At 59.4% G+C, this 26,678-nt stretch carries 24 protein-coding genes; 14 read left to right on the forward strand and 10 right to left on the reverse strand.

Annotated elements, in window-relative coordinates; genetic code table 11:
* Positions 1–39 precede the first annotated feature (39 nt).
* From ABFT80_RS17805 to ABFT80_RS17815, 3 genes are read right to left on the reverse strand one after another with little or no spacing between them, the layout of a single operon-like run.
* Entirely contained in the window at positions 40–447 is a 408-nt protein-coding gene (locus ABFT80_RS17805; RefSeq protein ID WP_347973268.1) for a cupin domain-containing protein, read from the reverse strand.
* A 22-nt stretch (positions 448–469) separates the two neighbouring features.
* Entirely contained in the window at positions 470–1,300 is an 831-nt protein-coding gene (locus tag ABFT80_RS17810) for a phosphoenolpyruvate hydrolase family protein (RefSeq protein WP_347973269.1), read from the reverse strand.
* 5 nt (positions 1,301–1,305) lie between these two features.
* Entirely contained in the window at positions 1,306–2,502 is a 1,197-nt protein-coding gene (locus ABFT80_RS17815) for a Tm-1-like ATP-binding domain-containing protein (RefSeq protein WP_347973270.1), read from the reverse strand.
* Positions 2,503–2,578: 76 nt separating this feature from the next.
* Between ABFT80_RS17815 and ABFT80_RS17820 the strand changes: the two genes are divergently transcribed.
* From ABFT80_RS17820 to ABFT80_RS17855, 8 genes are all read left to right on the forward strand, one after another.
* Positions 2,579–3,217: a TetR/AcrR family transcriptional regulator gene (locus ABFT80_RS17820; RefSeq protein ID WP_347973382.1), complete on the forward strand. Its 639-nt coding sequence runs from the start codon at positions 2,579–2,581 to the stop codon at positions 3,215–3,217.
* 371 nt (positions 3,218–3,588) lie between these two features.
* Positions 3,589–4,899, forward strand: coding sequence for an ABC transporter substrate-binding protein (locus ABFT80_RS17825; protein WP_347973271.1), 1,311 nt, complete (start codon positions 3,589–3,591; stop codon positions 4,897–4,899).
* Positions 4,900–4,995: 96 nt separating this feature from the next.
* Positions 4,996–5,901 (forward strand): carbohydrate ABC transporter permease, encoded by a 906-nt coding sequence (locus ABFT80_RS17830; protein ID WP_347973272.1) that lies wholly within the window; start codon positions 4,996–4,998, stop codon positions 5,899–5,901.
* 1 nt (position 5,902) lies between these two features.
* Entirely contained in the window at positions 5,903–6,862 is a 960-nt protein-coding gene (locus ABFT80_RS17835) for a carbohydrate ABC transporter permease (protein ID WP_347973273.1), read from the forward strand.
* Positions 6,859–7,080 carry a hypothetical protein gene (locus ABFT80_RS17840; RefSeq protein ID WP_347973274.1) on the forward strand — a complete coding sequence of 74 codons (222 nt, stop codon included), beginning with the start codon at positions 6,859–6,861 and terminating at the stop codon, positions 7,078–7,080. The genes ABFT80_RS17835 and ABFT80_RS17840 overlap by 4 nt, the downstream gene beginning before the upstream one ends.
* Positions 7,077–8,180 (forward strand): ABC transporter ATP-binding protein, encoded by a 1,104-nt coding sequence (locus ABFT80_RS17845; RefSeq protein ID WP_347973275.1) that lies wholly within the window; start codon positions 7,077–7,079, stop codon positions 8,178–8,180. The genes ABFT80_RS17840 and ABFT80_RS17845 overlap by 4 nt, the downstream gene beginning before the upstream one ends.
* A gap of 238 nt (positions 8,181–8,418) precedes the next feature.
* Positions 8,419–9,504 (forward strand): ABC transporter ATP-binding protein, encoded by a 1,086-nt coding sequence (locus ABFT80_RS17850; protein ID WP_347973276.1) that lies wholly within the window; start codon positions 8,419–8,421, stop codon positions 9,502–9,504.
* Positions 9,505–9,571: 67 nt separating this feature from the next.
* Positions 9,572–10,894: an amidase gene (locus ABFT80_RS17855; protein WP_347973277.1), complete on the forward strand. Its 1,323-nt coding sequence runs from the start codon at positions 9,572–9,574 to the stop codon at positions 10,892–10,894.
* Positions 10,895–10,897: 3 nt separating this feature from the next.
* Here the strand turns inward: ABFT80_RS17855 and ABFT80_RS17860 are convergent, their stop codons facing one another.
* The 4 genes from ABFT80_RS17860 to ABFT80_RS17875 all read right to left on the reverse strand — a co-directional run bounded on the left by ABFT80_RS17860 (position 10,898) and on the right by ABFT80_RS17875 (position 14,707).
* A complete protein-coding gene (locus tag ABFT80_RS17860) occupies positions 10,898–11,866 on the reverse strand; it encodes a 2-hydroxyacid dehydrogenase (protein WP_347973278.1) in 969 nt (322 codons plus the stop codon).
* A 4-nt stretch (positions 11,867–11,870) separates the two neighbouring features.
* Positions 11,871–12,587 (reverse strand): FadR/GntR family transcriptional regulator, encoded by a 717-nt coding sequence (locus tag ABFT80_RS17865; protein WP_347973279.1) that lies wholly within the window; start codon positions 12,585–12,587, stop codon positions 11,871–11,873.
* A gap of 1 nt (position 12,588) precedes the next feature.
* Entirely contained in the window at positions 12,589–13,758 is a 1,170-nt protein-coding gene (locus ABFT80_RS17870) for a mandelate racemase/muconate lactonizing enzyme family protein (protein WP_347973280.1), read from the reverse strand.
* A gap of 61 nt (positions 13,759–13,819) precedes the next feature.
* Positions 13,820–14,707, reverse strand: coding sequence for a sugar phosphate isomerase/epimerase family protein (locus ABFT80_RS17875; protein WP_347973281.1), 888 nt, complete (start codon positions 14,705–14,707; stop codon positions 13,820–13,822).
* A gap of 333 nt (positions 14,708–15,040) precedes the next feature.
* Between ABFT80_RS17875 and ABFT80_RS17880 the strand changes: the two genes are divergently transcribed.
* The 6 genes from ABFT80_RS17880 to ABFT80_RS17905 all read left to right on the forward strand — a co-directional run bounded on the left by ABFT80_RS17880 (position 15,041) and on the right by ABFT80_RS17905 (position 22,349).
* Positions 15,041–16,078, forward strand: a complete 1,038-nt coding sequence (locus ABFT80_RS17880) for a BMP family protein (protein ID WP_347973282.1) — start codon at positions 15,041–15,043, stop codon at positions 16,076–16,078.
* Positions 16,079–16,244: 166 nt separating this feature from the next.
* On the forward strand, positions 16,245–17,765 hold the full coding sequence (locus ABFT80_RS17885; protein WP_347973283.1) for an ABC transporter ATP-binding protein: 1,521 nt from the start codon (positions 16,245–16,247) through the stop codon (positions 17,763–17,765).
* Positions 17,766–17,918: 153 nt separating this feature from the next.
* A complete protein-coding gene (locus ABFT80_RS17890) occupies positions 17,919–18,968 on the forward strand; it encodes an ABC transporter permease (protein WP_347973284.1) in 1,050 nt (349 codons plus the stop codon).
* A 217-nt stretch (positions 18,969–19,185) separates the two neighbouring features.
* Positions 19,186–20,127: an ABC transporter permease gene (locus ABFT80_RS17895; protein ID WP_347973383.1), complete on the forward strand. Its 942-nt coding sequence runs from the start codon at positions 19,186–19,188 to the stop codon at positions 20,125–20,127.
* Entirely contained in the window at positions 20,124–21,401 is a 1,278-nt protein-coding gene (locus tag ABFT80_RS17900) for an amidohydrolase family protein (protein WP_347973285.1), read from the forward strand. Before ABFT80_RS17895 ends, ABFT80_RS17900 begins: the two co-directional genes overlap by 4 nt.
* 96 nt (positions 21,402–21,497) lie before the next feature.
* Positions 21,498–22,349: a sugar phosphate isomerase/epimerase family protein gene (locus ABFT80_RS17905; RefSeq protein ID WP_347973286.1), complete on the forward strand. Its 852-nt coding sequence runs from the start codon at positions 21,498–21,500 to the stop codon at positions 22,347–22,349.
* Between the two features lie 97 nt (positions 22,350–22,446).
* Here the strand turns inward: ABFT80_RS17905 and ABFT80_RS17910 are convergent, their stop codons facing one another.
* The 3 genes from ABFT80_RS17910 to fdhF form a co-directional block, all read right to left on the reverse strand.
* Complete coding sequence (locus tag ABFT80_RS17910) at positions 22,447–22,800, reverse strand: formate dehydrogenase subunit delta (protein ID WP_347973287.1); 354 nt, start codon at positions 22,798–22,800, stop codon at positions 22,447–22,449.
* Positions 22,790–23,620, reverse strand: coding sequence for a formate dehydrogenase accessory sulfurtransferase FdhD (gene fdhD / locus ABFT80_RS17915; RefSeq protein ID WP_347973288.1), 831 nt, complete (start codon positions 23,618–23,620; stop codon positions 22,790–22,792). Before fdhD ends, ABFT80_RS17910 begins: the two co-directional genes overlap by 11 nt.
* A gap of 177 nt (positions 23,621–23,797) precedes the next feature.
* A complete protein-coding gene (gene fdhF, locus ABFT80_RS17920; RefSeq protein ID WP_347973384.1) occupies positions 23,798–26,677 on the reverse strand; it encodes a formate dehydrogenase subunit alpha in 2,880 nt (959 codons plus the stop codon).
* Between the last annotated feature and the right edge of the window lies 1 nt (position 26,678).

Genomic DNA, 26,678 nt, shown 5'->3' on the forward strand with positions numbered 1-26,678 from the left:
CTGTCCCGCTAGCGTTTCCATTTAAAAAATGAAGAGCGCTTAACCGCCAGCCGGAATCAGCCTGAAATCCGGGAGGTCGCGCAAGGCCTGTTCCGGGCCTGCCGGCGAGTATACGACGAAAAGCTGCATCGGCCCATCGCCCGTATTCAGGGTCGAGTGGAATCGGCTCTCCGGCACGTAGATTGTGCAGCCCGGCCCGACTTTTTGCGTTATCGGGTTGCCCGCTTCATCTTCGACCATCTGTTCGCCATTGCCGGAAATGACGAAGATGATCTCTTCGGCGCCCGGATGGTTGTGGCGCGTATGGCCCTGGCCTTTTTGGAGATAGACCACGCCGCCGCTGAAGCGCGACGCGCCGTTGACATCCGGCCCCACCGTCAATGCCAGCCTGCCCCAATCGAATGCGAATGTATCGACGTCTTTTGCGTAGAGAAACATGTCGGTCATGAAAGCCTCCCGGCCTTTGTTGTTAGAAGGAAACGGCCTTGAATTTCTTCGTCTGTTCGGCGAGCGCGGTTTCCACCGGCAGGCGCTCCATGGAACTCGCGCCGTAAAAACCGTGGCAGTTCGCCGTGCGCTTCAGCACATATTCGGCGTCGTCCGGCATGGCGACCGGGCCGCCATGGCAAAGCACGATTACATCGTTGCGCACCGAGCGCGCGGCCTCCGCGATGGCGTCGATTTCCTTGACGCAATCGTCCAGTGTTTTGGCAGAGGTCGCACCGATCGACCCGCCGGTCGTAACGCCCATATGGGCGACGATGATATCGGCTCCGGCCTTCGTCATCGCGCGCGCTTCGTCGGCGTTAAACACGTAAGGCGTCGTTAAAAGATCGAGCTTATGGGCTTCCGCGATCATATCGACTTCGAGCCCAAAACCCATTCCAGTTTCCTCGAAGCTTTGCCGCATCTGGCCGTCGAAAAGCCCGACGGTCGGAAAGTTCTGCACCCCGGAAAAACCCATCTGTTTGAGCTCGGCGAGCAGGGAGGGCATGAAGGCGAACGGGTCAGTACCGTTGACACCTGCAAGTACCGGCGTGTGCTTCACCACCGGCAGCACCTCGTAGGCCATTTCCTTGACGATGTCGTTGGCGTTGCCATAGGCGAGCAGACCGGCGGCAGAACCGCGCCCGGCCATGCGGTAGCGGCCGGAATTGTAGATGATGATGAGATCGATGCCGCCTGCTTCCTCGCCCTTGGCCGAAAGCCCGGTGCCTGCGCCGCCGCCGATGATAGGCACGCGCTGTTTCACCATGCCCTGAAACTTCTCGATGATCGTCTTGCGGGGGATAGCGGGCATTCTTCCTATTCCTTTGCGATTGACCGGAATGCGGCTGCGGCCGCATCGGCGAACTCTGGATCGTTGATGTGGAGAGGCAGCCGCTCGATGCGGCGCTTTGCTGTCTTGTTGAGGCCCGTTTCGATGGCCGAAAACAGCGCGTCATCGGCCTGCGGGTCGAAGAATGTGCCGCCTTCAATGTCGAGCGCGGAAACGCCTTTTTCCGGGATGAGGAAAATGACCGGCCCCTCGCAGGCGTTCAGCTTACGGGCGATCCATGCACCGATTTCGCTGCACTCGGCTGCGGTCGTGCGCATCAGTGTCACGTTGGAATTGTGCTTGTAGAACAGGCGGTCCTTGTAGCGTTCCGGTATGGTTTCCGGCGCCCAGAAATTAACCATGTCGAGTGCACCTACCGAACCGACATAGGGCAGGCGGGTGCGGGCGATGGCATCGAGCCTGTCCTCGCCAGCAGCCAGAACACCGCCAAACAGGAGATCGCAAATTTCGGTTGTCGTTATGTCGAGAACGCCGGAAAGCATGTGGCTGTCCACCAGCTTTTCCATCGTCCGCCCGCCGGTGCCGGTCGCGTGAAAGACGAGACAGTCATAGTCGTCGTGCAGGCGCTCGGTGATCGCGGTGACGCAAGTGGTCGTCACGCCGAACATCGTCAGGCCGATTGCCGGTCGGCTGTCGGCGGGTTGATCGGCCGCTTTGCTCATAGCGACGATTGCGAGCGCTGCCTTTTGAAGCACGGCGCGGCTGATCCGGTTCAGTCCGGCAAGATCGGTGATCGACGGCATCATGGTGATGTCGGCGGCGCCGACATAGGGCGACACGTCGCCGGACGCGAGCGTCGAAACCATCAGTTTGGGAATGCCCATTGGCAAAGCGCGCATGCCTGCCGTTGCTATCGCGGTGCCGCCGCCGCCACCTATGCCGACTATCCCGGCAATGTCGTCGCGGCCTGAAGTAAAGTGCTCGAAAGCGAGCCCCATTGCCGAAACCGCTGTGCCGCGATCGGTAAGCCCGAGTACGGCGTTGCTGCCTGAAGGGTGGTGACGCGCGACCTCTTCCGGCGAGATTTCGGCCTCCGCCGAATGCGGTGTGGTGCCGACATCGACGCGAATAGGAAACCCACCCGCAGCCTTGATTGCCCCGGCGAGAAAGTTCAACTCCTCAGCCTTCGTGTCGGCAGTTCCGACCACGTAAATCTTGTTCAATTGCTCCTCCCGTTCTCTTCGATTTGCCGCTCCTCCAAGCCATTGCAAATTTTTGAGACGCATGTATCGTATTGGTATGGAAGTCTCACGTCAACGGACCGAACCCGAAATTGCAGAGCGCGGCCCGCGAGCGCGGACACGCAGGCTTATGCTCGATACGGCGATCCGGCTTATGCAGTCCGGCGCGACGCCGTCGGTCAGCGAAGTGGCGGAAGCCGCGGAAGTTTCGCGCGCCACCGCCTATCGCTATTTTCCGAGCCAGGCAGCTTTGGTGCAGGCAGTGGTGGATGAGGCGCTCGGCCCAATCCTCGAATGGCGCTCCGATCTGCCGGATGCGGAAAGCCGCGTCTCCGATCTGATCGCCACATCGCTGCCGCGAATAGATGCATTCGAAGCAACGTTTCGGGCAGCCCTCAAGCTTTCATTGGACCAGTGGGCGCGGCGGCAGGCGGGTACGCTCGGCAGCGAGCCGGCGCTGGCGCGCGGCCATCGCGTTGACCTTCTCAAAAGCGCGATTGAACCGCTGAAAAAGACATTGCCGAAGAAAAAGCGGGATCGGCTCGCACAGTCGCTTTCGCTGATTTTCGGGGTCGAGGTGCTTGTGGTTCTGAAGGATATTTGGGGGCTGGACGCGGATCAGGCGCAGGAAGTGGCGCTCTGGGCGGCGCAGGCGCTTGTTCGCGCTTCACTTGTCGAAGGAAATGCGGTTTCATAGAGGAACCGCGCTATAAGCTTTGCGCGTGTTTGGCTAACTGGTTGGACCAGTAGGCATTCTTATTCATTGTGCATTTTTCTGAGCCGATAATCGCTTCACGCGTATATTCGTGCTTAATACGCTTATTAAATCGATTGAATAAAGAAAATCCGCTTTATAATCCATTCGTCTTGGTTGCAAAAAATGACTTGACCATACTCGTCGTTGGTAATACCAGATTGGTATCGGAGGAGAATTCGGGCGGATTGTCCGCCTGAACAGGCAAGGGTTGGGAGGCTCGGGGCCTGAAACGTCGCAGCAGTTAAACTACCAGTACCCGGCGCCAAGCCGGTCGAATGAAAAGGTAGAATGCGCGCAAGGGAGGAACTCATATGCGCAAGACACTTACCGGTATGCTTGCCGGCATGGCACTGACGCTTGCCTGCGGAACGTCCGCATTCGCGCAGGAACTCACGATTTTCTGGGCTGAATGGGATCCTGCAAATTATCTCCAGGAACTCGTCAACGAGTATGAAGCCGAAACCGGCGTGAAGGTTACGGTCGAAACGACGCCCTGGGCGGATTTCCAGACCAAGACCTTCACCGAATTCAACGCCAAGGGCGATGCCTATGACATGGTCGTGGGTGACTCGCAGTGGCTGGGTGCGGCCTCGACCGGCGGCCATTACGTTGATCTGACCGACTTCTTCAAAGAGCACAAGCTCGGCGAGATCATGGCTCCGGCAACCGTGAAGGCCTATGCCGAATATCCCGGCAACAGCGGTAAATTCTGGGCGATCCCGCTCGAGGGCGACGCTGTTGGCTGGTCATATCGCAAGGACTGGTTCGAAGACCCGAAGGAAATGGAAGCCTTCAAGGCGAAGTATGGCTACGATCTTGCCGTTCCGAAAACCTGGAAGGAACTGCGCGATATTTCCGAGTTCTTCCATCGTCCTGATGAAAAGCGCTACGGCGTCGCGATCTACACCGACAATTCCTACGACGCGATGGCCATGGGCTTCGAGAACGCTCTGTTCTCGTATGGTGGCGACCTCGGTAACATGGAAACTTATGAGGTCGAAGGCATCATCAACTCCGACAAGGCGGTTGCAGCCCTTGATGCCTACAGAGAGCTCTACAAGTTCACGCCTCCGGGCTGGGCCAAGACCTTCTTCGTCGAGAACAACCAGGCCATCACCGAAGGTCTGGCCGCAATCAGCATGAACTATTTCGCCTTCTTCCCCTCGCTGCTCAATGAAGCGACCAACCCGCATGCCAAGAATACCGGCTTCTTCGCCAATCCGGCCGGACCGGATGGCGACCAGTTTGCAGCACTTGGCGGGCAGGGCATTTCGGTCGTCTCCTATTCGCAGAATCAGGAAGAGGCGATGAAGTTCCTGGCGTGGTTCATCAAGGACGAAACCCAGAAACGCTGGGCCGAACTTGGCGGCTACACCTGCTCGACGGCAGTCCTCGAATCCGAGGAATTCCAGAACGCGACGCCTTACAACAAGGCCTTCTACGAGACCATGTTCAAGGTGAAGGATTTCTGGGCGGTTCCCGAATATGCCGAACTGCTGCAGCAGCTTAACCAGCGCGTCTATCCGGCCGTGGTCGGTGGCGAAGGCTCTTCCAAAGAGACGCTCGACGCACTGGCTGCCGACTGGACCGCGACCTTCAAAAAATATGGTCGCCTGAAATAGCCAAGCTTTTGCGGAAGGGCGTCCGCGCCCTTCCGCACGCTTTGCAACCAGACCTGAAGCATTCCGAATTCGACAGGCTCCCGGAGGAGGAGAGTTTTGGCAACTGCAGTCATGACCACGCTGGACCCCGCTTCGCGCGCCGCAAGCCGCGGCCTGAGCGACCTGACGATACGCAATCTGTTCATCGTCCCGACGATCCTGTTCCTGATCATCTTCAACATCTTCCCGTTGATCTATTCGCTCGGCTACTCCTTCACGGATTTCCGCGCATCGACCAACACGCCGGCGAATTTCGTAGGGCTTCAGAATTATCGCGAGCTGCTCAACGACCCGTTCATCTGGTCGAACTTCGCTATCACCGCGAAATACGTGATCGTTTCCGTCACCGGTCAGGTGATCGTCGGCTTCGGAACGGCACTTCTTTTGAACCGGAGCATTCCGTTCAAGGGACTGCTGACCACGCTGCTTCTGCTGCCGATGATGCTTTCCATGGCCGTCGTCGGGCTGTTCTGGAAACTGCTCTACGATCCGTCATTCGGTATCATCAACTACGCGCTGGGCCTCGGCACATTCGAATGGCTGGCCAACCCCGACATGGCGCTCTATGCGGTTGCCATTACCGACATCTGGATGTGGTCGCCCTTCGTCATGCTGCTTTCGCTGGCGGGCCTTTCGGCAGTGCCGAAGCATCTCTATGAGGCGGCGGCGATAGACCGTGCAGGCAGTCTCTACACCTTCTTCCGCATCACGCTTCCGCTGGTCGCACCGATCCTGATGATCGCGATTATTTTCCGTACGATGGAAGCCTTCAAAACGTTCGATCTCGCCTACATCCTGACCAGCCAGCCGACGACCGAAGTCATCTCGATCCGGCTTTACAAAATGGCGTTTCAGGAATGGCAGACGGGGCGTTCCTGCGCGCTCGCCTACATCGTGCTGATCATGGTTCTGGCGATCACCAACATCTACGTCAAATATCTCAACAAGGTGAAGGAGCGCTAGGATGTCCGCCGTCCGCACATCAGGCGAAGTCGCGCTGAACCGCCTTGCAATCGTAGGCGTCTTGATCGTCACGCTGATTTTTCTGGCGCCGATCTACTGGATTGCATCGACCGCCTTTAAGCCGCGCAATCTGGCGACGACCATTCCGCCGACAGTGGTTTTCGAGCCGGAGATTTCACCCTTCGTGAAGCTCTTCACCAAGCGCTCGCAGCTACGCAACGCGCCTTCGCCGGAAGAATATGAAGCCGCCCCCTGGTGGGAGCGCATGGTCTTCGATGGCGGTGAAAAGGTCGTTCGTTCCGGCCGTGGCGAAGTGCAGCTTTCGGGCTATCCGAGCCGGTTCATCAACAGTCTGATCGTCGCAATCACATCCACGATTCTGGCTGTCAGCATGGGCACACTCACCGCCTACGGCTTCTCGCGGTTCAAGGTGAAAGGGGAGGCGGATCTGCTCTTCTTCATATTATCGACGCGAATGTTGCCGCCCGTCGTCGTCGCCATTCCCATGTTCCTGATGTACCGGATGGTGGGGCTGAACGACACGCATTGGGGCCTGATAATCCTCTACACTGCCTTCAATCTTTCCTTCTCCGTATGGCTCATGAAGGGCTTCATCGACGAGATCCCGAAAGAGTATGAGGAGGCCGCACTCGTCGATGGCTATACGCGCATGCAGGCCTTCTTCAAGGTCGTGCTGCCGGAGGCTGCCACAGGCATCGCCGCGACCGCCGTGTTCTGCTTCATCACCGCATGGAACGAATACGCATTCGCGCTGATCATGACCAACCGCCGCGCCCAGACCGCGCCGCCATTCATTCCGAGCCAGGTCGGCTCCGGTCTGCCGGATTGGACAGTCATCGCCGCCGGTACGTTCCTGTTCCTCCTGCCGGTCGCGATCTTCACCTTCTTCCTGCGCAATCACCTGCTGCGCGGCATGTCGTTCGGGGCGATACGCAAATGACCTTCCGCCAGTTGAACCGCCGCTATCTCGAACCCGGCTCCCAGATATTGATGATCTTCGGCATCATCGCACTCTGTCAGCCGTGGAATCTCTTCCTGCATCGCTATGGACTGACCATGACTTTGATAGGCCTCATCGCCTTCATGATAACGGGCAAGATCGGGCCGGAGCCTAGTCCGCAGCAGGTCGATGCGCATGAGCGGGAGTCCGAAGCGTGACGCAGATTGAACTCCGTGGCGTCGAGAAATTCTTTGGCGCGGTACAGGTCATCAAGAACCTCAATCTGGTCATCGACCACAATGAGTTCGTCGTGCTCCTCGGCCAATCCGGCTGCGGGAAAACGACGACATTGCGCGCCATTGCCGGGCTGGAAACCATCGACCACGGCGACATTCTGATCGACGGCAAAGCGGTGCAGAATATGAAGGCGTCAGACCGCGACATCGCCTTCGTGTTCCAGTCCTTTGCGCTTTATCCGCATATGAATGCCTACGAAAATATCGCCTTCCCGTTGCGCGCGACACGCAAGAGCAAGTCGGAAATCGACAGCGAAGTCCGCAGTGTCGCCAAGACGTTGCAGATCACTCATCTCTTGCAGCGCAAACCGTCCGCGCTTTCCGGCGGCGATATGCAGCGCGTCGCGATCGGCCGCGCGCTGGTGCGCCGTCCCAAGGCGCTGTTGATGGATGAGCCGATCGGCGCGCTCGACGCCAAGCTGCGTGAAGAGATGCGCGCCGAGATCAAGAGGCTGCACATCCAGCAGGGATCGACGACGATCTATGTCACGCATGATCAGGTCGAAGCCATGTCGCTCGCCGACCGCATCGTCATCATGCATGAAGGCGTGCTTCAGCAGGTCGGCACGCCCTCCGAGGTATATGCTTCGCCTGCCAATCTGTTCGTCGCACAATTCGTCGGCAGCCCGGTCATGAACATCGCTGCAGCCAGTGTTTCGGAGCAGGGCGCACAGGCGCGTGTTACGGTCGATGGCGCTACGGATGGCTTCAAATTCCCGCGCGAGCTTCTGGGAAAGCTGAACGGAAACGCGGGCAAACAGCTATCGCTGGGCATTCGCCCCGAAGGCGTGCTCGTCGCGCATGAAGCATCGGATGGATATCTGCCGGTCGAGGCTCACATCATCGAGCCACTCGGTTCGCATGATATCGTGGATTTGAAGGTCGGTACGCAAATGCTGCGCGCCCGCACCAAGGCGGGATATGTGGCAAATGCGGGCGACCGCGTCTGGGCACGCATCGACCCGGCGCAGGCGCATTTTTTCGACACGCAGAGCGGCAATTCTTTGGGGGTGAGGCTGTGATGGTGGGACCCGAAAACGTCGGAACTCTACGTTGTCCTCCTCTGTCCTGCCGGACATCTCCCCCACAAGGAGGGAGATTGGCAGTTTCATTCGTATCGCCTTCGCGGTTAGCGAAATCGCGGACATCATCTGATCTCCCCACCTGTGGGGGAGATGTCCGGCAGGACAGAGGGGGGCAACGTAGAGCGTTAAGTTGGGCCAAGTTTCCTCAAAACGCTCAGTCGATGGAGGCGCGCTGATGGCCCACATCAAGCTGCAAAACATCACTAAAACCTTCGGCGACCACACAGCGCTGAAAGGTCTTGACCTCGAAATCGAGGACGGCGAATTCTTCGTGCTGCTTGGCGAAACAGGTGCAGGCAAAACCACCACACTGCGCCTGATCGCAGGCCTCGAAAAGCCGACTTCAGGCACCATTTACATCGACGGCGCGGACGTCGCGGATTGGGGTGCTGCCGAGCGCGATGTAGCGCTGGTTCTCCAGCAATATTCGCTTTATCCGCGCTATACGGTTCGCGAAAATCTGGAATTTCCGCTGAAGGCAAAAATCCGCAAGGTCGAGCCGGACGAGATCAAGGAGCGCGTTGCGCGGGTTGCCCGAACGCTGCGCATCGAACATCTGCTTGACCGTAAGACGGACAAGCTTTCGGGCGGCGAAATGCAGCGCGTATCGATTGGCCGTGCCATTGTTCGCAAGCCGCGCGTTTTCCTCATGGACGAGCCGCTTTCAGCACTCGATGCGAAGCTGCGCGAAGCGTTGCGCACCGAACTCAAGAACCTTCAGGTCAATCTCGGCGCGACGTTCCTGTTCGTCACGCATGACCAGATCGAAGCCATGTCGATGGGCGACAAGATCGGTGTTTTGAACAAGGGCCATCTCGTTCAGGTTGGAACGCCTTACGAGATTTACAACAACCCGCTCAACACATTCGTCGCGCGTTCTGTCGGCACGCCGCCGATGAATTTGATGGATGGGAAACTCTCTTCTGGGCGCGCCATCATGGCCCCCGTCAATTTCGAGCTGCCCTATGACGGACCTGTCGGCGCAGGCACTGCGACCGATGGTCGAAATCTGGTTTTCGGGATCAGGCCGGAAGACATTTATCTGGAATCAGGCGCGCCGGTGGAGGGCCGCGTCCACGATGTCGAAAATCATGGCGTGGAGAAAATCCTGACACTGCGCGTCGGCGACAGCATGCTGCGCGCAACCGTGCCTGCGCAAACCGAAGTTGCTATCGAGGAGCAGGTGCGCTTTGCCTGGAACCCGAAAAAAGTCGTGCTGTTCGATCAGTCGAGCGGCATCAATCTCACGCACCGGGCCTAGTTTTTCGACAGCCTGAAGCAAACCGTCTATGACGGAATGCCCAAGCAATCTGTCGCGAGGCGAGCCTATGAACAACTCGACACCGAAGCAGCGGCCTGCGCGCCATGCGCTGGAGGCGATTTTTGCGCGGCTGGAAAGTCGCGTCGGTGACGAGAAAGTTTTCACGAAAATCTATTGGGAAGCCGCGCGTGCTGCCGCTAATGCGTCCGATGAGCGCCATCGCAAAGGTGTGCCGATCGGACCGCTGGATGGCAGGATCGTCTCGATAAAGGATTTGTTCGACGTCGCGGGCGAGGCAACGACCGCCGGTTCGGTGCTGTTGCGTGAGGCGCCGTCAGCCAAGGCCGATGCGCCGATCGTTTCGCGTTTGCGGCAAGCAGGCGCCGTGATCCCGGCCAAGACGAACATGACCGAGTTCGCTTTCACGGCGGTCGGGCTCAACCCGCACTACGGGTCTCCGGGCAATGCAAGAGACGCAAGCCTGAACGCGGGAGGTTCGTCGTCCGGCGCTGGCGTTTCGGTGGCCGAAGGCACCAGCCAGATTTCGATTGGTTCGGACACAGGCGGCTCGGTCCGCATACCTGCCGCCTTGAATGGCATTGTCGGCTTCAAACCAACGGCACGTCGCGTGCCTCTGAACGGTGCATTCCCACTGTCTCCGACGCTTGATTCCATCGGCCCGCTCGCTCTGAACGTCGCCGATTGCGCACTGACAGACGCGATCATGGCGGGTGAAACACCGCAGGCTCTCACGCCGATCCCGCTCGGCAATCTGCGTTTCGCGATCCCGAAAGGACGGCTTTTCAACGATCTCGATCCGAGGGTTGCTCAAGCGTTTGAGCAAGGCATTCGCGCGCTGGAACATGCCGGCGCAACGCTCGTGGATTTCGACATCGAAGATCTGCTTCAAGCGATGAGAGATGCGACGGCCTCTGGTTCCATCGCCTCGATAGAAGGTGCTGCCATTCATTCCAACTGGCTCAAGGACAAGCGGAAAACGGCTTCGGTCGATCCGCGCGTCACCAAACAATTAGCTCGTTACATGGATGTTTCACGCGAGGCACATGATACGCTTCTCGCCCGTAGAAACGATCTTGCGCGGCAGATGGACGAGCATCTGTCTGGCATAGACATGCTGGTCTATCCGACCTTGCCGATCGTTGGGCGGCCGATTGTCGACCTCGAGAATGACCCTGCTTTTTACAACCGCATCGAAGGACTGCTGCTGCGCAATCCGCAGATCGTCAATCAGTTCGATCTGACCGCGATCTCACTGCCTGTTCCCGGCACAGAGCTTCCTGTCGGGCTGACGCTGGCGGCGCGCAGCGGAGCCGATGACCGCTTGCTCGGTGTGGCGGTGTCGGCAGAGGCCGCACTCGCGCATGGCTGATATTCAGGATGGAAAACGCCTGCGATAGTGATCGACCACATCGGGATTTCGCAGATTTTCGGGCAATTCCCCGCGTAAAACGCGGTTGGCTTCCGCGATCGCACCGGTGCCCATGCGCTCCATGCTTTCTTCGGTGATACCCGCCATGTGCGGCGTGACAATCACATTGTCGAAGCTGAAATAGGGGTGTTTGGGCGGTAGCGGCTGTGTTGAGAACACATCGAGCGCCGCACCGCCGATCTGACCGTTTTCCAGCGCTTCGATCAAGGCGTCGTCATCGACCACCGGTCCGCGCGAGACATTGATCAGCAATGCACCGGGGCGCATGAGCTCGATGATGTCGCGGCTGATAAGGCCGGTAGTTTCGGGCGTCAGCGGGCAGCACAAAACGATGATGTCGCTCGCCATCGCAAGCTCTTCCAGCGTCGCGAAGCGCACATTTTGCGGCAGGCTGGAAGCGGTGCGGCTGTTGGCGATGACGGTGAGGCCGAAGCCATCATGCGCGATTTTCGCAACTGCCTTGCCGACCGCGCCCATGCCGACGATGCCCATTGTGCGCCCGCCAAGCTCGTTGGTCAGCGGCGCATACTCGCGTCCAGCCAGCCAGCCGCCCTCGCGCAAATCACGATCCATCGCACGAAAGCGCCGCAGAAGCGCCAGCGTCGTGAAAATGACGTGCTCGGCGACGGAGTTCGCGTTGACGCCGGGCACATTCGCGACGAGCACGCCGGCCTTCGTCGCGGCATCCATCGGGATCATGTCGAGCCCGGCACCATGCCGGATTGCCGCGCGCAGCTTGGGCGCGTTGTCGAAAAGCGCAGGCGGCAATGGCGCGCGGACGATCACGATGTCCGCATCGCGCCCCTCTTTCGCAAGGGTTTCCGCATCCGGCGCCGATGCGATGACGAGATCGCCTTCGATCATCTCGACGGCGCGCGGATGAAGCGGATGCGTCGAGAAAATCACCGGCATAGGATCACGCCTTTTCCAGCGTCTTGTCGGGGCTATCGGCGTCTATGCCGGTGATCAGGCCCTTCCAGTAGCTCTCGACGCCTTGCAGATGCGCGCTCATCAGCGCTTGCGCCAGATTGCCGTCGCGGCGCAGAAGCGCATCGAAGATTTGCAGATGTTCGGCATGCGATTTGTGGCCGCGCGCGGGGTCCTTGAAATAGATCGGCAGGCGGTCTTCGCCCATCACGTAGTAGACGCTACAGACCTTGTGAAAGACGCTGTTTTGCGTGGCGCGTACGATTTCAAGATGAAAATCGCGATCTTCCACTGCCAGCCCTTCACCATTTGCGAGCTTTTCTTCTGAGATTTTGAGAATTTCGCGCAGCCGGTCGTAGTTTTCGTCAGTAGCGCGCGAGCATGCGAGTTCGGCCGCCTTGATCTCGTGAATCTTGCGCAGTTCGACCGTCTCGTAAATCTGGATCGGATCGAGCGGAACGCCAGCTTTGGCGAACAGTGCGATTGCTTCGACGCTTGCCTGCCGCGTCGTCAGGTAAATGCCGGACTTCGCCCGCCGCTCGACGATGCGCATCGCTTCCAGGATTGCCAGCGCTTCACGAATCTGGCCGCGGCTCACTGCAAAATGCTCTGCCAGTTCGCGCTCCGACGGTGTCCGCCCTGTATCCGAATTGGAACAAGCGAAAAGGTGCGAGGCAAGTTCGGCGAGCAGGTGGTTTTTCGTCATATCAAGTTCTTTGCGCGTGCGCCTCCAGAAATCGTTCGGAGACTGTGAACCCCAATCCGGGCGTTTCAGGGATGGCGATCATACCGTCCTTGGCTTCGATCGTCTCCGTGACAAGATCGTGTATCATTGGATTTGCTCCAAGCGAATACTCGATGATGAAGCTTGAGGCCGAAGCCGCGCAAATGTGAAGACCGGCGAAGAAACATGGCGCGCCCGCCCACAGATGCGGCGCGAAACGCAGATTGAAGGCGCTGGCGATCGTGCCGATCTTCACCGCCTCGCTTATGCCGCCGCAAAAGGCCGGGTCTGGCTGGAAAATGTCGGCGGATTTGAGTACGGCAAGATCACGGAAAGCGTAGCGCGTGGCTTCGCTTTCGCCGGTCGCAATCGGGATCGGAATTGCTTTGCGAAGCTCGGCCATGCCCGGCTTGTCGTCTGCCGTCAGCGGTTCTTCGAACCAGGCGAGGTCACAATCCGCAACCAGATTGGCAAAACGCCGCGCTTCCGAGACGGTGTAGGTTCCGTGTGCGTCGACCATCAGATCGATGTCTGGACCGAGTGCCTCACGTGCGGCGCGGACGCGGGCTGCCGATACATGCGGCCTGCCATCCATCGCGCCGATCCGCATTTTTACGGCCTTGAACCCGCCCGCCGAAACGTAAGAATGCAACTGCTCGCCGATCTTGTCGGCAGACGCCCATCCGCCGGACGCATAGGCCGGTAGCCGGTCGAGCTTTCGCCCGCCGAGCAGCTTCCAGACCGGCACGTTGAGTGACTTGCCCAATATGTCCCATAGCGCGATGTCTACGGCGCTGATCGCCGCCGTTGTCAGGCCGCGCCGCGCAAGCTGCGGCATTGTATGCCCTGCGATGGCTGCCTTTTCGTGGCGCACGCCATTGTAGAGCATTTCCCATATCATGCTGATGTCGCCGGCCTGCAGGCCGATCAATTGCGGGCCGACTTCATGATTGAGCATGTGGACGAGGGCGCCATAGCTTCCGGCACTGCCGGCTGCATTCTTGCCTTCACCCCAGCCGACGAGTCCGTCATCGGTTTCGATGCGCAGGATTGCCGCGTCGAATGTCGTCACCTGTCCGAAATCGCTCCGATGCTGGCGTGCAGCCTCGATCGGAATCCGAACCCACCATGCATGGACGTGCTTGATCCGCATTTTGTTCCCCGGCTTCCCCGCACACGGGCAGGGAAGCTGATATGCCGAAAACTGCGGCCGTTTACTTGATGAGCGGCAGGATGGTTTCGGCCGTAATCCGCATCTGGTCGTCGTAGAAATCTTCCGTCAGCAGGCTCGATCCGTGGTCCTGGATGAATTTGAGCTGCTCGGGTGGGATGTCCACGGGATTGCGTTCGACCATGGTTGGATATTTGTTCGCTGGCGTGCGGTCGACGGGTGCGACGAACTCATTGGTGACGGCACCGTCATAGCCGATCTCTTTCAGCGTGCCGATGATCTTCGGCCAGTCGAGTTGACCGAGGCCCGCAGCAAAGCGGTTATTGTCGGCGACATGGAAATCGAACAGCCGCTTTCCGGCAAGGCGGATGGCGTCATACATGTCTTCTTCCTCGATGTTGAGGTGGAAGGCATCAAGGCAGACGCCGCATTCCGGGCTTACCGCATCGGCAAGCGCCAGCGCCTGCGAAGCGCGGTTGAAGAAATATGTCTCGAAGCGGTTCAGAGGCTCGATGGCGATCCGCACGCCTTTTTTCTGCGCATGCGCGAAGCATTCCTTGGTGGCATCGACCACCCATTTCCATTCTTCTTCCTCGGTGCCATCTGGCACGACCTTGCCGACAGTCGCGGGCACGAGCGTTATGATCTGGCCGTCCAGCTCGCTGACCATGGTGATGACGCTTTTGACGTAATCGACGGAGCGCGCGCGTTGGCCCTCGTCCTTTGCCGCGAGGTTTCGCTCGCCAAGCGTCAAGGTCACGGCACCCCAGCAGCGAATGCCATGTTCTTTCAGCAGCGCGCGGGTTTCGGTGACATTGTACTGCGTCGGCTCGCCGGAAATTTCGATGCTCTCATATCCGTACTTCTTGATGCGGGCGAGCGTCTTTGCCAAAGGCTCGGCGCGCATCCAGTTATGCGTCGAAAGATGCATGGTCTTCCCTTCTCGTATTTCGCCTATGATCGCTTCGCCGCAGGCGAAGCCGCGTCTCCTCCCTGAAGGCTCCCAGTCTTTTATCTGGTTGGACCAATCAGGCTATTTAAAAGTCGTACCGCATTTGATTTTGCCTCGCAAGTAGTGGTTTATCAAATCTGGTCTGACCAAAATAGGAATTTGCAGTGGGTGTCTGCGACATCGACTACCGAAGCCGGTGGTGGACAATCCCACCCGGCAGATTGCCCGCTTTGGGGAATTCGCCTAACGTTGACCAAACGATAAAAGACGGGATCTGCAGTCAGCGTTCAAACTCATCCAGAGGTGGTCATAATGCCAAAAAACACGGTTTTTCCGGTGGTTCCTGAAGTCTCTCGCCGTACTATTCTCAAAGCTGCCGGAGCCAGTGCTCTCTTGGCGGGCACCGCCGCTTTTCCCGTACGGCTTTTCGCGCAGGAAAAGCTGAAAGTTGCGGCCGTCTACACCGTCCCGGTCGAGCAGCAATGGGTCAGCCGCATCCATAAGGCCGCGAACACCGCGAAGGAACGCGGCGACATCGAATATGTCTATTCGGAAAACACGACCAACAACGACTATGAGCGCGTCATGCGCGAATATGCCGAGGCGGGCTACAAGCTCATCCTCGGCGAAGTCTTCGGCGTGGAAGAGGCAGCGCGTGCCGTGGCGCGCGACTATCCCGACGTTGCATTCCTGATGGGTTCGAGCTTCAAGCCGGACGAGGCCGTGCCGAATTTCGCACCCTTCGACAATTACATTCAGGACGCCTCTTACCTCACCGGCATCATCGCGGGCGCGATGACCAAATCGAAGAATATAGGCATGGTCGGCGGCTATCCGATCCCGGAAGTGAACCGCCTGATGCACGCCTTCATGGCAGGCGTGAAGGAGTCCGCGCCGGACACGAAGTTCCAGGTGTCCTTCATCGGTTCATGGTTCGATCCGCCCAAGGCCAAGGAAACCGCCTTCGCGCAGATCGATGGCGGCGCCGACATTCTCTACGCTGAGCGCTTCGGCGTCTCTGATGCCGCGAAGGAAAAGGGCGTGCTGGCAATCGGCAACGTCATCGACACGCAGTCCGATTATCCCGAAACGGTCGTCGCGTCAGCGCTTTGGCATTTCGAGCCGACGCTCGACAAGGCGATTGCCGAAGTGAAGGCAGGCAAGTTCAAGGCTGCCGATTACGGCGTCTATTCCTTCATGAAAGAAGGCGGCTGCACGCTTGCACCGCTTGGCACGTTCGAAGGCAAAGTGCCGGACGAGGTGAAGGCCAAGGTCGCCGAGAAGGAAAAGGCGATCAAGGACGGCAGTTTCGTCGTTGAAGTGAACGACGAAGAGCCGAAGTCGAGCTAAAAGCTGCGCTGGCCTCTCCCCTTGTGGGAGAGGCCGGATTGCCCGAGCCGCGCAGCGGCGAGAATGGCAATCCGGGTGAGGGGTTTGCTGGTCAACACCCCTCATCCGACTTCGCTTCGCTCAGCCACCTTCTCCACAAAGGGAGAAGGAAGGAACCTAAACGCCCATGACGTCCACTCCCGTTCTCCGCCTCGAAGGCATCACCAAGCGATTTGGCCAGATGACGGCCAATGACGGCATCTCTTTTTCCCTGAAAAAGGGCGAGGTCATTGCGCTGCTTGGCGAAAACGGCGCGGGCAAAACCACGCTGATGAACATCCTGTTCGGGCATTATGTGGCCGATGCGGGAAGTGTCGAAGTGTTTGGTAAGTCTCTGACGCCGGGCGACCCACGCGCCGCACTCGATGCGGGCGTCGGTATGGTTCATCAGCACTTCACGCTGGCAGACAATATGACCGTATTCGAAAACATCGCGCTCGGCACGCAAAAGCTTTTCAGCCCAAGCCTCGACCGGGGAGGGGCGAAGAAACGCATCCGCGAAATCGCCGAAAGTTTCGGGCTGGCGGTCGATCCCGATGCTTTGGTTGGTTCGCTTTCGGTCGGCGAGCGTCAGCGCGTAGAAATCCTCAAGGCGCTCTACCGCGACGCGCGTATTCTGATCCTCGACGAGCCGACCGCGGTTTTGACGCCTTCCGAAACGGATGCACTGTTTCGCACTCTCAAGCTTCTTGTCGCGGAAGGGCTGTCGATCATCTTCATCTCGCACAAGCTGCATGAAGTCATGGCGGTCAGCGATCGCGTGCTGGTTCTGCGCGCCGGAAAGCTGGTTGGCGAGCGCGAAACGAAAGGCTCCAGCCGCGCCGAACTCGCCGAGCTTATGGTCGGACAGGAAGTGGCCGCCGCAGAGGTGTCGCCCGTCAACACCCGCGCGCCGCTGCTGGTACTCGAAAACGTCTCGACATCCGGTTCAGGCGTCGCACTTGATGATCTGTCGCTCAAACTGCGCGGCGGCGAGATCACCGGTCTGGCGGGCGTATCGGGCAATGGTCAGGCAACGCTGGCGGCACTCATTGCAGGAACCTTGCAGCCGAGTGCCGGTCAAATGCGTATTGCGGACACTGATGTCGGCGACTGGTCGCCGCGCGTGGCACTCGCGCAGGGCATTGCGCGCATCCCGGAAGACCGTCACGCCGTCGGCACGATCGGCGATATGAGCGTGACCGAGAATGTCATCGCCGAGCGCTATCGCAGCGAACGCTTCAGCACGCGCGGTTTCCTGAACTGGGCGGAAGCGCGCCGCTTCGCAGAAGGTCTCATTCGCGACTATGACGTGAAATGCCCGTCGCCCGAAGCGCGCATTCGTCTCCTGTCCGGCGGCAACATGCAGAAGCTGATCCTCGGCCGCGCGCTCGATCCCGATCCGATCGTCATTCTGGCAAACCAGCCGACGCGCGGTCTCGATGTCGGCGCGGTTTCGTACGTTCATAAGAAATTGCTCGAAGCACGCGAAAGAGGCGCTGCAATATTGCTGATTTCAGAAGATCTGGAAGAAATTCTGGCACTTTCCGACCGCATTTTCGTGATGTCCCAAGGCAAACTGTCGTCTCCCTCAGCGCGCGGAGAACGCAGCATCCGCCAGCTCGGGGAATTGATGGCCGGTAATGGTGAGGGTGAGAAGGCAGCGTGAATATGAACACCCCTCATCCGCCTTCACTTCGTTCAGGCACCTTCTCCCGCAAGGGGAGAAGGGAATGCGCTCTTCCTTCTCCCCTTGTGGGAGAAGGTGGCCTCGCGCAGCGAGGTCGGATGAGGGGTGCGCGACCAAACGCAAGGCTTGCATATGCGGCTTGAAGCAAAACCTGCACCCTCGCTCGGCGTGACATTGTTGTTTCCACTGGCGGCCATCGCTGTCACGCTGGTCATCATTTCGCTATTGGTTCTGGCAGCGGGCGCGTCACCATTCTCGGTATTCTATCTCGTCGCGAAAGGCGCGGCAGGTTCGCAATTTGCCCTGCTCGAAACGCTCACCCGCGCGACGCCTCTGATTTTCACTGGCCTCGCAGTCGCGGTCGCCTTTCGCGCCAAGCTCTGGAACATCGGGGCCGAGGCACAGCTCTATATCGGTGGCGTCGTGACGGTAGTGCTGGGCACCGGTGCGTTGCCGCTGCCGTCGATCATCCTGATCCCGCTTATAATGCTGGCAGCAATGGCTGCCGGCGCGCTTCTTCTGCTCGGGCCTGCCTTTTTGAAAACGCGGTTCGGCGTCGATGAAGTGGTGACGACTCTGCTGCTCAATTTCATCGTTCTTCTCTTCGTCTCTATGCTTCTCGAAGGTGTGCTTAAAGACCCGATGGGCCTCGGCTGGCCGCAATCTTCGCGGGTCATCGCCGATGCGCAGCTTCCGCGTGTAATTCAGGGAAAGCGCCTGCATTTCGGCTTCATCATTGCGCTGGTCGCAGCGGTTGCGATGTGGATCGTCATGAAAAAAACGGTGCTCGGCTACGAAATGCGTGCTGTCGGCCACAATCCCGAAGCCGCGCGCTTTGCCGGCATTCCGGTCAACCGCGTATTGATGAAAACGGCGCTGCTTTCGGGCGGGCTTGCGGCACTGGCGGGCTTCTCCGAAGTCGCCGGGCTCAAGGGAAACCTGACGCTCGATCTGTCTCCGGGCTTTGGTTACACCGGCATCGTCGTTGCCATGCTGGCCATGCTCAACCCGCTCGGCGTCATCGCATCGGCGATTTTCGTCGCGGGCATTTTCGTCGGCGCGGATGCCATGAGCCGCACCGCGGGCGTGCCGAGCTACATTGCGCAAGTCATGGTCGCTACGTCGCTCCTGACCATGGTCGTCGCGATCCTGCTGACGCGCTTCAAAGTTAAGTGGAGGTAGGCATGGAGTTCTACGTTGCCCCCCTCTGTCCTGCCGGACATCTCCCCCACAGGTGGGTAGATTGGCAGTTTCACCTTCGGCCTCCATCTTTCAACGGTGGTTATTGGCTAGGACGGCTGCGACATCCGATCTCCCCCCTCGTGGGGGAGATGTCCGGCAGGACAGAGGGGGGCAACGTAGAGCTCGAACCTCTCCACCTATTGGTGCGAAACCTATGATGGACGCGTTCGACATCCTCTTCACCGCATCCTTCTGGTTGGCCGCGATCCGCATAGCTTCGCCGCTGATCTTCGCGACGATGGGCGAGCTGATCTGCGAGCGTGCGGGCGTGCTCAATCTCGGCATCGAAGGCATCATGACAGTTGGCGCGTTCGCGGGCTGGTTCACCGTCTATTCGGGCGGCGATCTCTGGACTGGCGTGGCGATTGCCGCACTTGCGGGCGCGATGTTCGGCCTGCTTCACGCAACGCTCACCGTGCCGCTCGGCCTCTCGCAGCATGTGGTGGGCATCGGCATAACCCTGCTTGCCACCAGCCTGACCTATTTCACCTACCGTCTGGCATTGCCGGAAGTGACGTCGCCGCCGAAGATCGAGCCATTTCAGCCTCTGGCTATCCCGGGTCTGTCCGACATTCCGATCATTGGCCCGGCGCTCTTCAACCAGACGCCGCTGACCTATCTGGCCTTCGCCACGGTCGCAATCGTGGCTTGGGTGCTTTACCGCACGCCGCTTGGGCTGGCGGTGCGGGCAGCGGGTGAAAACCCTTCGGCAGTCGAGGCGCAGGGCATCAGCGTCACCGGTATCCGCATCGGCGCGGTGATGGTCGGCAGCGCGCTTATGGCCATCGGCGGGGCATTCCTGACGATGTCCGCCTTCAACTCGTTCTTCTTCGAGATGATCAACGGACGCGGCTGGATTTGCATAGCGCTTGTCGTGTTCGGCTCCTGGCGTCCGGGTAAGGCGCTGATTGGCGCAATTCTCTTTGCCGCATTCGACGCCTATCAGGTGCGCCTGCAGCAGATTTCCGGCGGCGTCGTGCCTTATCAGATATTCCTGATGATGCCTTACATCCTGTCCATTCTTGCGCTCGTTCTGGTCGCCCGTCGCGCGACTTACCCCAAGGCGCTGATGATCCCCTACCAGAAAGGCGAAAGATGAGTTTCGACATTATCCTGCGTGGCGGCATTCTGCCTGATGGCGCTGTCGCCGATATAGGAATCCGTGGAGACAAGATCGCCGCCATCGAACCGAAGATCGAAGCGGAAGCCGGCACGATTGTCGATGCGACCGGAAATCTGGTTTCGCAGCCATTCGTCGATCCGCATTTTCACATGGATGCGACGCTGTCTTACGGGCTCCCGCGCATCAATGCGTCTGGCACATTGCTCGAGGGCATCGCGCTTTGGGGCGAACTCAAGCCTTTACTTACCCATGAAGCGGTGAAGCAGCGCGCGCTGGATTACTGCGATTGGGCCGTCTCGATGGGCCTGCTGGCAATCCGCACCCATGTCGATACCTGCGATGATCGGCTTCTGGCGGTCGAGGCTCTGCTTGAAGTGAAGAAGGAGGTCGCGCCCTATATCGATCTGCAACTCGTCGCTTTTCCCCAGGATGGGCTTTATCGCGATCCGACCGCGCGCGAAAACACCATTCGTGCGCTGGATATGGGTGTTGATATCGTCGGCGGCATTCCGCATTTCGAGCGCACAATGGCTGACGGCACGCGGTCGGTGACCGATCTCTGCGAGATCGCTGCGGAGCGCGGCTTGATGGTCGATCTGCATTGCGACGAAACGGACGATCCGCATTCGCGCCATATCGAGCAGCTTGCGTATGAGACGCAGCGTCTCGGGCTGCAGGGCAGGGTGGCCGGATCGCACCTCACATCGATGCACTCGATGGACAATTACTACGTCTCGAAACTGATCGCGCTGATTGCCGAAGCCGATGTCTCCGTCATACCCAATCCGCTGATCAACATCATGCTGCAAGGCCGCCACGACACTTACCCGAAGCGGCGCGGCATGACGCGCGTGCCCGAAATGATCAAGGCAGGCATTCGTGTCGGCTTCGGTCAGGATTGCGTGCTCGATCCTTGGTATTCGCTGGGCACCGCCGACATGCTGGACGTCGCCTTTATGGGGCTGCATATCGCGCAGATGTCGAGCCCGCAAGATATGCGCCGGTGCTTCGATATGGTCACCAAGGTCAATGCCGAGATCATGGGCCTCGACAATTACGGTCTGGAAGTCGGCAAGACCGCGAGCCTTGTCGTGCTCGATGCGGGCAACCCGGTCGAGGCGTTGCGACTGCGAGCGGAGCGCTTGTGCGTCATCGCCAAGGGCAGGATTGTCGCGACGCGAGAGAAGCGCGACACGAGCCTTTCGCTGGCTGGCCGTCCGAAATCGGTCAATCGTCGGCACGTCACCTGACACCATAACAGATTTCATTTTGCCATCTGGTCCTACCAATTCTCTTGCGATAGATTGATCGCAGGAGAAGGCCGCGTTTGCGGTAAGGGAGGACAAATGAAAATCGGCTTCTGCATGTTTTTGTGGACCACCAGCGTTTCGAAAAAACACGAAAAGCTGCTGATGGACATCAAGGCGACGGGATATGACGGGGTGGAAATCCCGATATTCGAAGGCAAGCCCGACGACTATGCGAGGCTAGGCGCGATGCTCGATCGCATCGGACTCCAGCGCACGGCGGTTTCGGCCATGGGCGACCCGGCAATGAATTTGATCGGCGCGGATGCGGCCACCCGCAAGGCAGGCATCGACTATATGAAATGGGCAATCGATTGCACGTCGGCCCTTGGCGCGAAAACGCTGAGCGGTCCGCTGCATTCGACCCTTGGTCAGTTTTCAGGAACGGGTCCGAGCGCTGCAGAGTTCAAACGGTCGATTTCGTCGCAACGCGCCATCGGCGATCATGCAGGCAAGCAGGGCGTGACCATCGGGCTGGAAGCGCTCAACCGTTTCGAATGCTATCTCGTCAACACGATGGACGCGCTGGTCGCGCATTTGAAGGATATCGACAATCCGCATATTAAGGCAATGTACGACACGTTCCACGCAAACATCGAAGAGACGGACCCTATCGGTGCGTTCAAGCGAAACAAGCGCCATATCGCGCATGTGCATATTTCGGAAAACGATCGCGGCGTGCCGGGCAGGGGCAATGTTCCCTGGAAGGAAACCTTCGCGGCCATCCGCAAGAGCGGCTACGACGATTGGCTGACTATCGAGGCATTCGGGCGCGGCCTGAAGGATCTCGCCGCGGCAACGAAGGTCTGGCGCGATTTCGCCGAAAGCCCGGAAGCGGTTTACCGTGATGGATTTAAGCATATACGCAAAGGGTGGAAACAGGCGGCTTAGTGGTTGGTGCCTCCTTCGAGGCTCGGCTTCACATCGCACCTCAGGATGAGGGAGGTGGGCCGATGCTTAGCGCGAAGGATGCACCAACCTCACAAACCTATCCCTGCGAGGCGTTGATCTCCGCCGTGGATTCCCCGGCAGCAGAACCTTTCCCGCCGGGCGCGCCTGCATTTGCGTGGTCGCCCGCACCAAGCCCCACGCCATCCGGCGCATTGGGGCGGCGAATTTCTTTCGAGGCGGCAATCACCAGCTCGTCCAGCCCCGCGCCGCCGCTGTCGAGAGTCTCGAACAGATGCCTGCGCATGCGCGGTTCCCAGAATTTGTTGATATGCTCGGCCACACCGGCAAGCCCTTCCTCGCGCGGCTTGGAATGGAAGAATGTCGCGATCTGATTGGCCATCCGCACGATCTTTTCGATGGTGCTGGCGCGGTGGGTTTCATCATGCGACATGTCTTGCGGCTCCGGTGGATACCCGTTCGGGGTGTGTAAAAACGTCAAAATCTTCGCCACGCACAAGCGCAATCAGCGTCATGCCCGCCTCATCGGCCGTTCTGATGGCAAGTGCGGTCGGTGCTGAAACGGCGATAATGAAGGGCGCGCCAATGGCGGCAGTTTTTTGCACCATTTCAACCGACACGCGGCTGGTAACGACGACCGCGCCGCTCGTTCCATCGGTTCCAGTTTTGGCCAGCGCGCCGGCGAGCTTGTCCAGCGCATTATGGCGACCAACGTCCTCGCGCGCCGCGATTATGCCCCTGCCGGGGATATAAAATCCGGCGGCGTGCACCGCGCCTGTTTCCGCATGAAGCGGCTGTACCTTAGATAGAAGACGAACCGCGCTGACGATGTCTGCTGCGTCGAGTGTCAATTTCGACTGGCTGACCTTATCGACGGATCGCATCGCTTCCTCGATGGATTCGATACCGCACAACCCGCATCCGACAGGTCCGGCCAGCCTGCGGCGACGCGCCTGAAAGCGCGTATTGGCCTTGTCCTTCAGACGAATCTGTATGTCGATACCAGCGCCGTGGTCTTCGACCTCGATGGCCTCGATTTCCTTTGCCGAGGCAATGATGCCTTCGGTCAGGCTGAAGCCGAGTGCAAAATCCTCAAAGTCCGCGGGCGAGGCCATCATCACTGCATGCGTCGTCCCGGCATAGGAGAGTGCCACCGGCGTCTCCTCCGGCACCATGCGGTCGGCGGTTGTGGTTCCGGTTGGACGGTGCGCGAGGCGTGAGATTTTTGTGATGGCGTCGCGTGAGCGGGTCATGGTGCACCCCCCTCTGGCCTGCCGGCGATCTCCCCCTCAAGGGGGGAGATCATCAGGTGTTGAAGTCCGGTCTTCACTTCGGAAGTTGGCGAAAGCAGATCTGCTATCTGATCTCCCCCCTTGAGGGGGAGATGGCCGGCAGGCCAGAGGGGGGTGCTGCCGACTTCAAGCACAATCCTACTCCGCCGCTTCAAGCGGCCGCACGATGCGGCGGCTCTGGCGGGCCTGGTCGTTATACTCGGTCTGCCACTCGCTCGGCCCGTTGGAAGGCCCGATCTGAACTGCGGTGACCTTGTATTCCGGGCAGTTCGTCGCCCAGTCGGAGAAGTCGGTCGTGATGACATTCGCCTGCGTGTCGGGATGGTGGAAGGTGGTGTAGACCACACCTGGCGACACACGATCCGTGATCAGCGCGCGCAGCGTCGTCTCGCCCGCACGGCTCTGCAAACGCACCCAGTCGCCATCGCGGATGCCGCGATTTTCGGCATCGTGCGGGTGAACTTCCAGACGATCTTCCGCATGCCAGATGACATTTTCGGTACGCCGCGTCTGCGCGCCGACATTGTATTGCGAGAGGATGCGGCCGGTGGTCAGAAGCAGCGGAAAGCGCGGGCCGGTCTTTTCGTCCGTCGCGACATATTCGGTGCGGATGAACTTGCCCTTGCCGCGCACGAAACCGTCCATATGCATGATCGGCGTGCCTTCCGGCGCTTTCTCGTTGCAAGGCCACTGCACGGAGCCCATTTTTTCGAGGAAATCATAGGAGACATTCGCAAAAGACGGCGTTGTCTGTGCGATTTCGTCCATGACTTGCGATGGATGCGTATAGGCCCAGTTCAGGCCCATCGCCTGCGCAAGCTTCTGCGTCACTTCCCAATCGGCAAAGCCGTTTTTCGGAGCCATGACCTTACGCACGCGGTTGATGCGGCGCTCTGCATTGGTGAAGGTGCCGTCCTTTTCGAGGAAGGTCGAACCCGGCAGGAAGACGTGGGCGTAGTTGGCAGTTTCGTTCAGGAAAAGGTCGTGCACGACAACGCATTCCATCGCGGCCAGACCAGCAGAAACATGCTTGGTGTCGGGGTCGGACTGAAGAATGTCCTCGCCCTGAATGTAGATGCCCTTGAACGTGCCTTCGACGGCCGCGTCCAGCATGTTGGGAATGCGCAGGCCCGGCTCATTGTCGAGCTTCACGCCCCACAGGCTCTCATAGATGTCGCGCACGGCATCGCCCGAGATGTGGCGATAGCCCGGAAGCTCGTGCGGGAAGGAACCCATGTCGCACGAACCCTGCACATTGTTCTGGCCGCGCAGCGGGTTCACGCCGACGCCGCGCCGGCCGATATTGCCGGTCAGCATGGCGAGGTTGGCGATGGCGATGACAGTGGTCGAACCCTGGCTGTGTTCCGTCACGCCGAGGCCGTAATAGATCGCGCCGTTGCCGCCCGTCGCGTATAGCCGGGCTGCCTCGCGGATTTTCTGTGCCGGTACGCCGGACAGCTTTTCGACTTCCTCCGGGCTGTGGCGGTCGTCGGATACGAAGGTCGCGTAATCCTCGAACTCCGACCAATCGCAGCGCTCGCGGATGAACTGCTCGTCGAATAGCCCTTCCGTCACGACGACATGGGCAAGCGAGGTGATCACGGCGACATTGGTGCCGGGCTTCAGCGGCAGGTGATGCGTGGCCTTGGCGTGGACCGAATCCACGGTCTCCGTGACGCGCGGGTCGAGTACGATCAGCTTGGCGCCTTGGCGGATGCGCTTCTTCATGCGCGAGGCAAAGACCGGATGCGCGGCAGAAGGATTGGCGCCGATCACCATGATGACGTCGGAATCCTCGACCGAGTCGAAATCCTGTGTGCCGGCTGAGGTGCCGAAGGTCTGGCCGAGGCCGTAGCCGGTCGGCGAATGGCAGACGCGTGCGCAGGTATCGACATTGTTGTTGCCGAAACCCTGACGGATCAGCTTCTGGACGAGATAGGTTTCCTCGTTGGTGCAGCGCGAGGAGGTGATGCCGCCGATTGCCGCGCGGCCATACTGGTACTGGAGGCGGCGGAATTCGTTGGCGGTGTAGGTAAGCGCTTCCTCCCACGATACTTCGCGCCATGGATCAGTGATCTTTTCGCGGATCATCGGGTTGAGAATGCGCTCCTTGTGGGTCGCATAACCATAGGCGAAGCGGCCTTTGACGCAGGAATGGCCGCGATTAGCCTTGCCGTCTTTCCACGGCACCATACGCACCAGTTCGTCGCCGCGCATTTCAGCCTTGAACGAGCAGCCGACGCCGCAATAGGCGCAAGTCGTGACCACCGAATGCTCCGGCTGGCCGATCTGAATGACGGATTTTTCCGTCAGCGTCGCGGTCGGGCAGGCCTGAACGCATGCGCCGCAAGAAACGCATTCGGATTCGACGAAAGCCTCATGCATGCCAGGCGAAACGCGGCTGCCGAAGCCACGGCCTTCGATGGTCAGCGCGAAGGTGCCCTGAACCTCTTCGCAGGCGCGCACGCAGCGCGAGCAGACGATACATTTCGATGGATCATAGGTGAAGTAAGGGTTGGACTCGTCCTTCGCCATCCATTTGAAGTTTTCGGCACCGTCGTTTTTCTTGAAAACGTGGTTTTCGCCTTCATAGCCGTAGCGCACATCGCGCAGTCCGACGACACCGGCCTGCGTCTGCAATTCGCAGTCGCCATTGGCGGCGCAGGTCAGGCAGTCAAGCGGATGGTCGGAAATGTAAAGTTCCATCACGCCGCGGCGGATGTCCTTCAGGCGGCCGGTCTGCGTCTTGACGACCATTCCGGGCGCGACGGGCGTCGTGCAGGAAGACGGCGTGCCATTGCGGCCTTCGATCTCGACGAGGCAAAGGCGGCAGGAGCCGAACGCATCGACCATGTCGGTGGCGCAAAGCTTCGGAATCTTGATGCCTGCCTCCATCGAGGCACGCATGATCGAGGTGCCTTCGGGCACGGTGATCTCGAAGCCATCGACGGTCAGCGTTATCTGCTTTTCCGATTTCGAGGCCGGTGTGCCGTAGTCGATTTCGTGAATCATGCCCATG

It is taken from the genome of Foliimonas ilicis, assembly GCF_039939195.1.
Classification (GTDB): Bacteria; Pseudomonadota; Alphaproteobacteria; order Rhizobiales; family Rhizobiaceae; genus Foliimonas; species Foliimonas ilicis.

Bases quoted from the DNA above. Each gene is read 5' to 3' on its own strand.
- ABFT80_RS17805 (WP_347973268.1), bottom strand. From the start codon at position 447: ATGACCGACATGTTTCTCTACGCAAAAGACGTCGATACATTCGCATTC.
- ABFT80_RS17810 (WP_347973269.1), bottom strand. From the start codon at position 1,300: ATGCCCGCTATCCCCCGCAAGACGATCATCGAGAAGTTTCAGGGCATG.
- ABFT80_RS17820 (WP_347973382.1), top strand. From the start codon at position 2,579: ATGGAAGTCTCACGTCAACGGACCGAACCCGAAATTGCAGAGCGCGGC.
- ABFT80_RS17825 (WP_347973271.1), top strand. From the start codon at position 3,589: ATGCGCAAGACACTTACCGGTATGCTTGCCGGCATGGCACTGACGCTT.
- ABFT80_RS17835 (WP_347973273.1), top strand. From the start codon at position 5,903: ATGTCCGCCGTCCGCACATCAGGCGAAGTCGCGCTGAACCGCCTTGCA.
- ABFT80_RS17840 (WP_347973274.1), top strand. From the start codon at position 6,859: ATGACCTTCCGCCAGTTGAACCGCCGCTATCTCGAACCCGGCTCCCAG.
- ABFT80_RS17850 (WP_347973276.1), top strand. From the start codon at position 8,419: ATGGCCCACATCAAGCTGCAAAACATCACTAAAACCTTCGGCGACCAC.
- ABFT80_RS17855 (WP_347973277.1), top strand. From the start codon at position 9,572: ATGAACAACTCGACACCGAAGCAGCGGCCTGCGCGCCATGCGCTGGAG.
- ABFT80_RS17860 (WP_347973278.1), bottom strand. From the start codon at position 11,866: ATGCCGGTGATTTTCTCGACGCATCCGCTTCATCCGCGCGCCGTCGAG.
- ABFT80_RS17865 (WP_347973279.1), bottom strand. From the start codon at position 12,587: ATGACGAAAAACCACCTGCTCGCCGAACTTGCCTCGCACCTTTTCGCT.
- ABFT80_RS17870 (WP_347973280.1), bottom strand. From the start codon at position 13,758: ATGCGGATCAAGCACGTCCATGCATGGTGGGTTCGGATTCCGATCGAG.
- ABFT80_RS17875 (WP_347973281.1), bottom strand. From the start codon at position 14,707: ATGCATCTTTCGACGCATAACTGGATGCGCGCCGAGCCTTTGGCAAAG.
- ABFT80_RS17880 (WP_347973282.1), top strand. From the start codon at position 15,041: ATGCCAAAAAACACGGTTTTTCCGGTGGTTCCTGAAGTCTCTCGCCGT.
- ABFT80_RS17885 (WP_347973283.1), top strand. From the start codon at position 16,245: ATGACGTCCACTCCCGTTCTCCGCCTCGAAGGCATCACCAAGCGATTT.
- ABFT80_RS17890 (WP_347973284.1), top strand. From the start codon at position 17,919: ATGCGGCTTGAAGCAAAACCTGCACCCTCGCTCGGCGTGACATTGTTG.
- ABFT80_RS17895 (WP_347973383.1), top strand. From the start codon at position 19,186: ATGGACGCGTTCGACATCCTCTTCACCGCATCCTTCTGGTTGGCCGCG.
- ABFT80_RS17900 (WP_347973285.1), top strand. From the start codon at position 20,124: ATGAGTTTCGACATTATCCTGCGTGGCGGCATTCTGCCTGATGGCGCT.
- ABFT80_RS17905 (WP_347973286.1), top strand. From the start codon at position 21,498: ATGAAAATCGGCTTCTGCATGTTTTTGTGGACCACCAGCGTTTCGAAA.
- ABFT80_RS17910 (WP_347973287.1), bottom strand. From the start codon at position 22,800: ATGTCGCATGATGAAACCCACCGCGCCAGCACCATCGAAAAGATCGTG.
- fdhD (WP_347973288.1), bottom strand. From the start codon at position 23,620: ATGACCCGCTCACGCGACGCCATCACAAAAATCTCACGCCTCGCGCAC.
- fdhF (WP_347973384.1), bottom strand. From the start codon at position 26,677: ATGGGCATGATTCACGAAATCGACTACGGCACACCGGCCTCGAAATCG.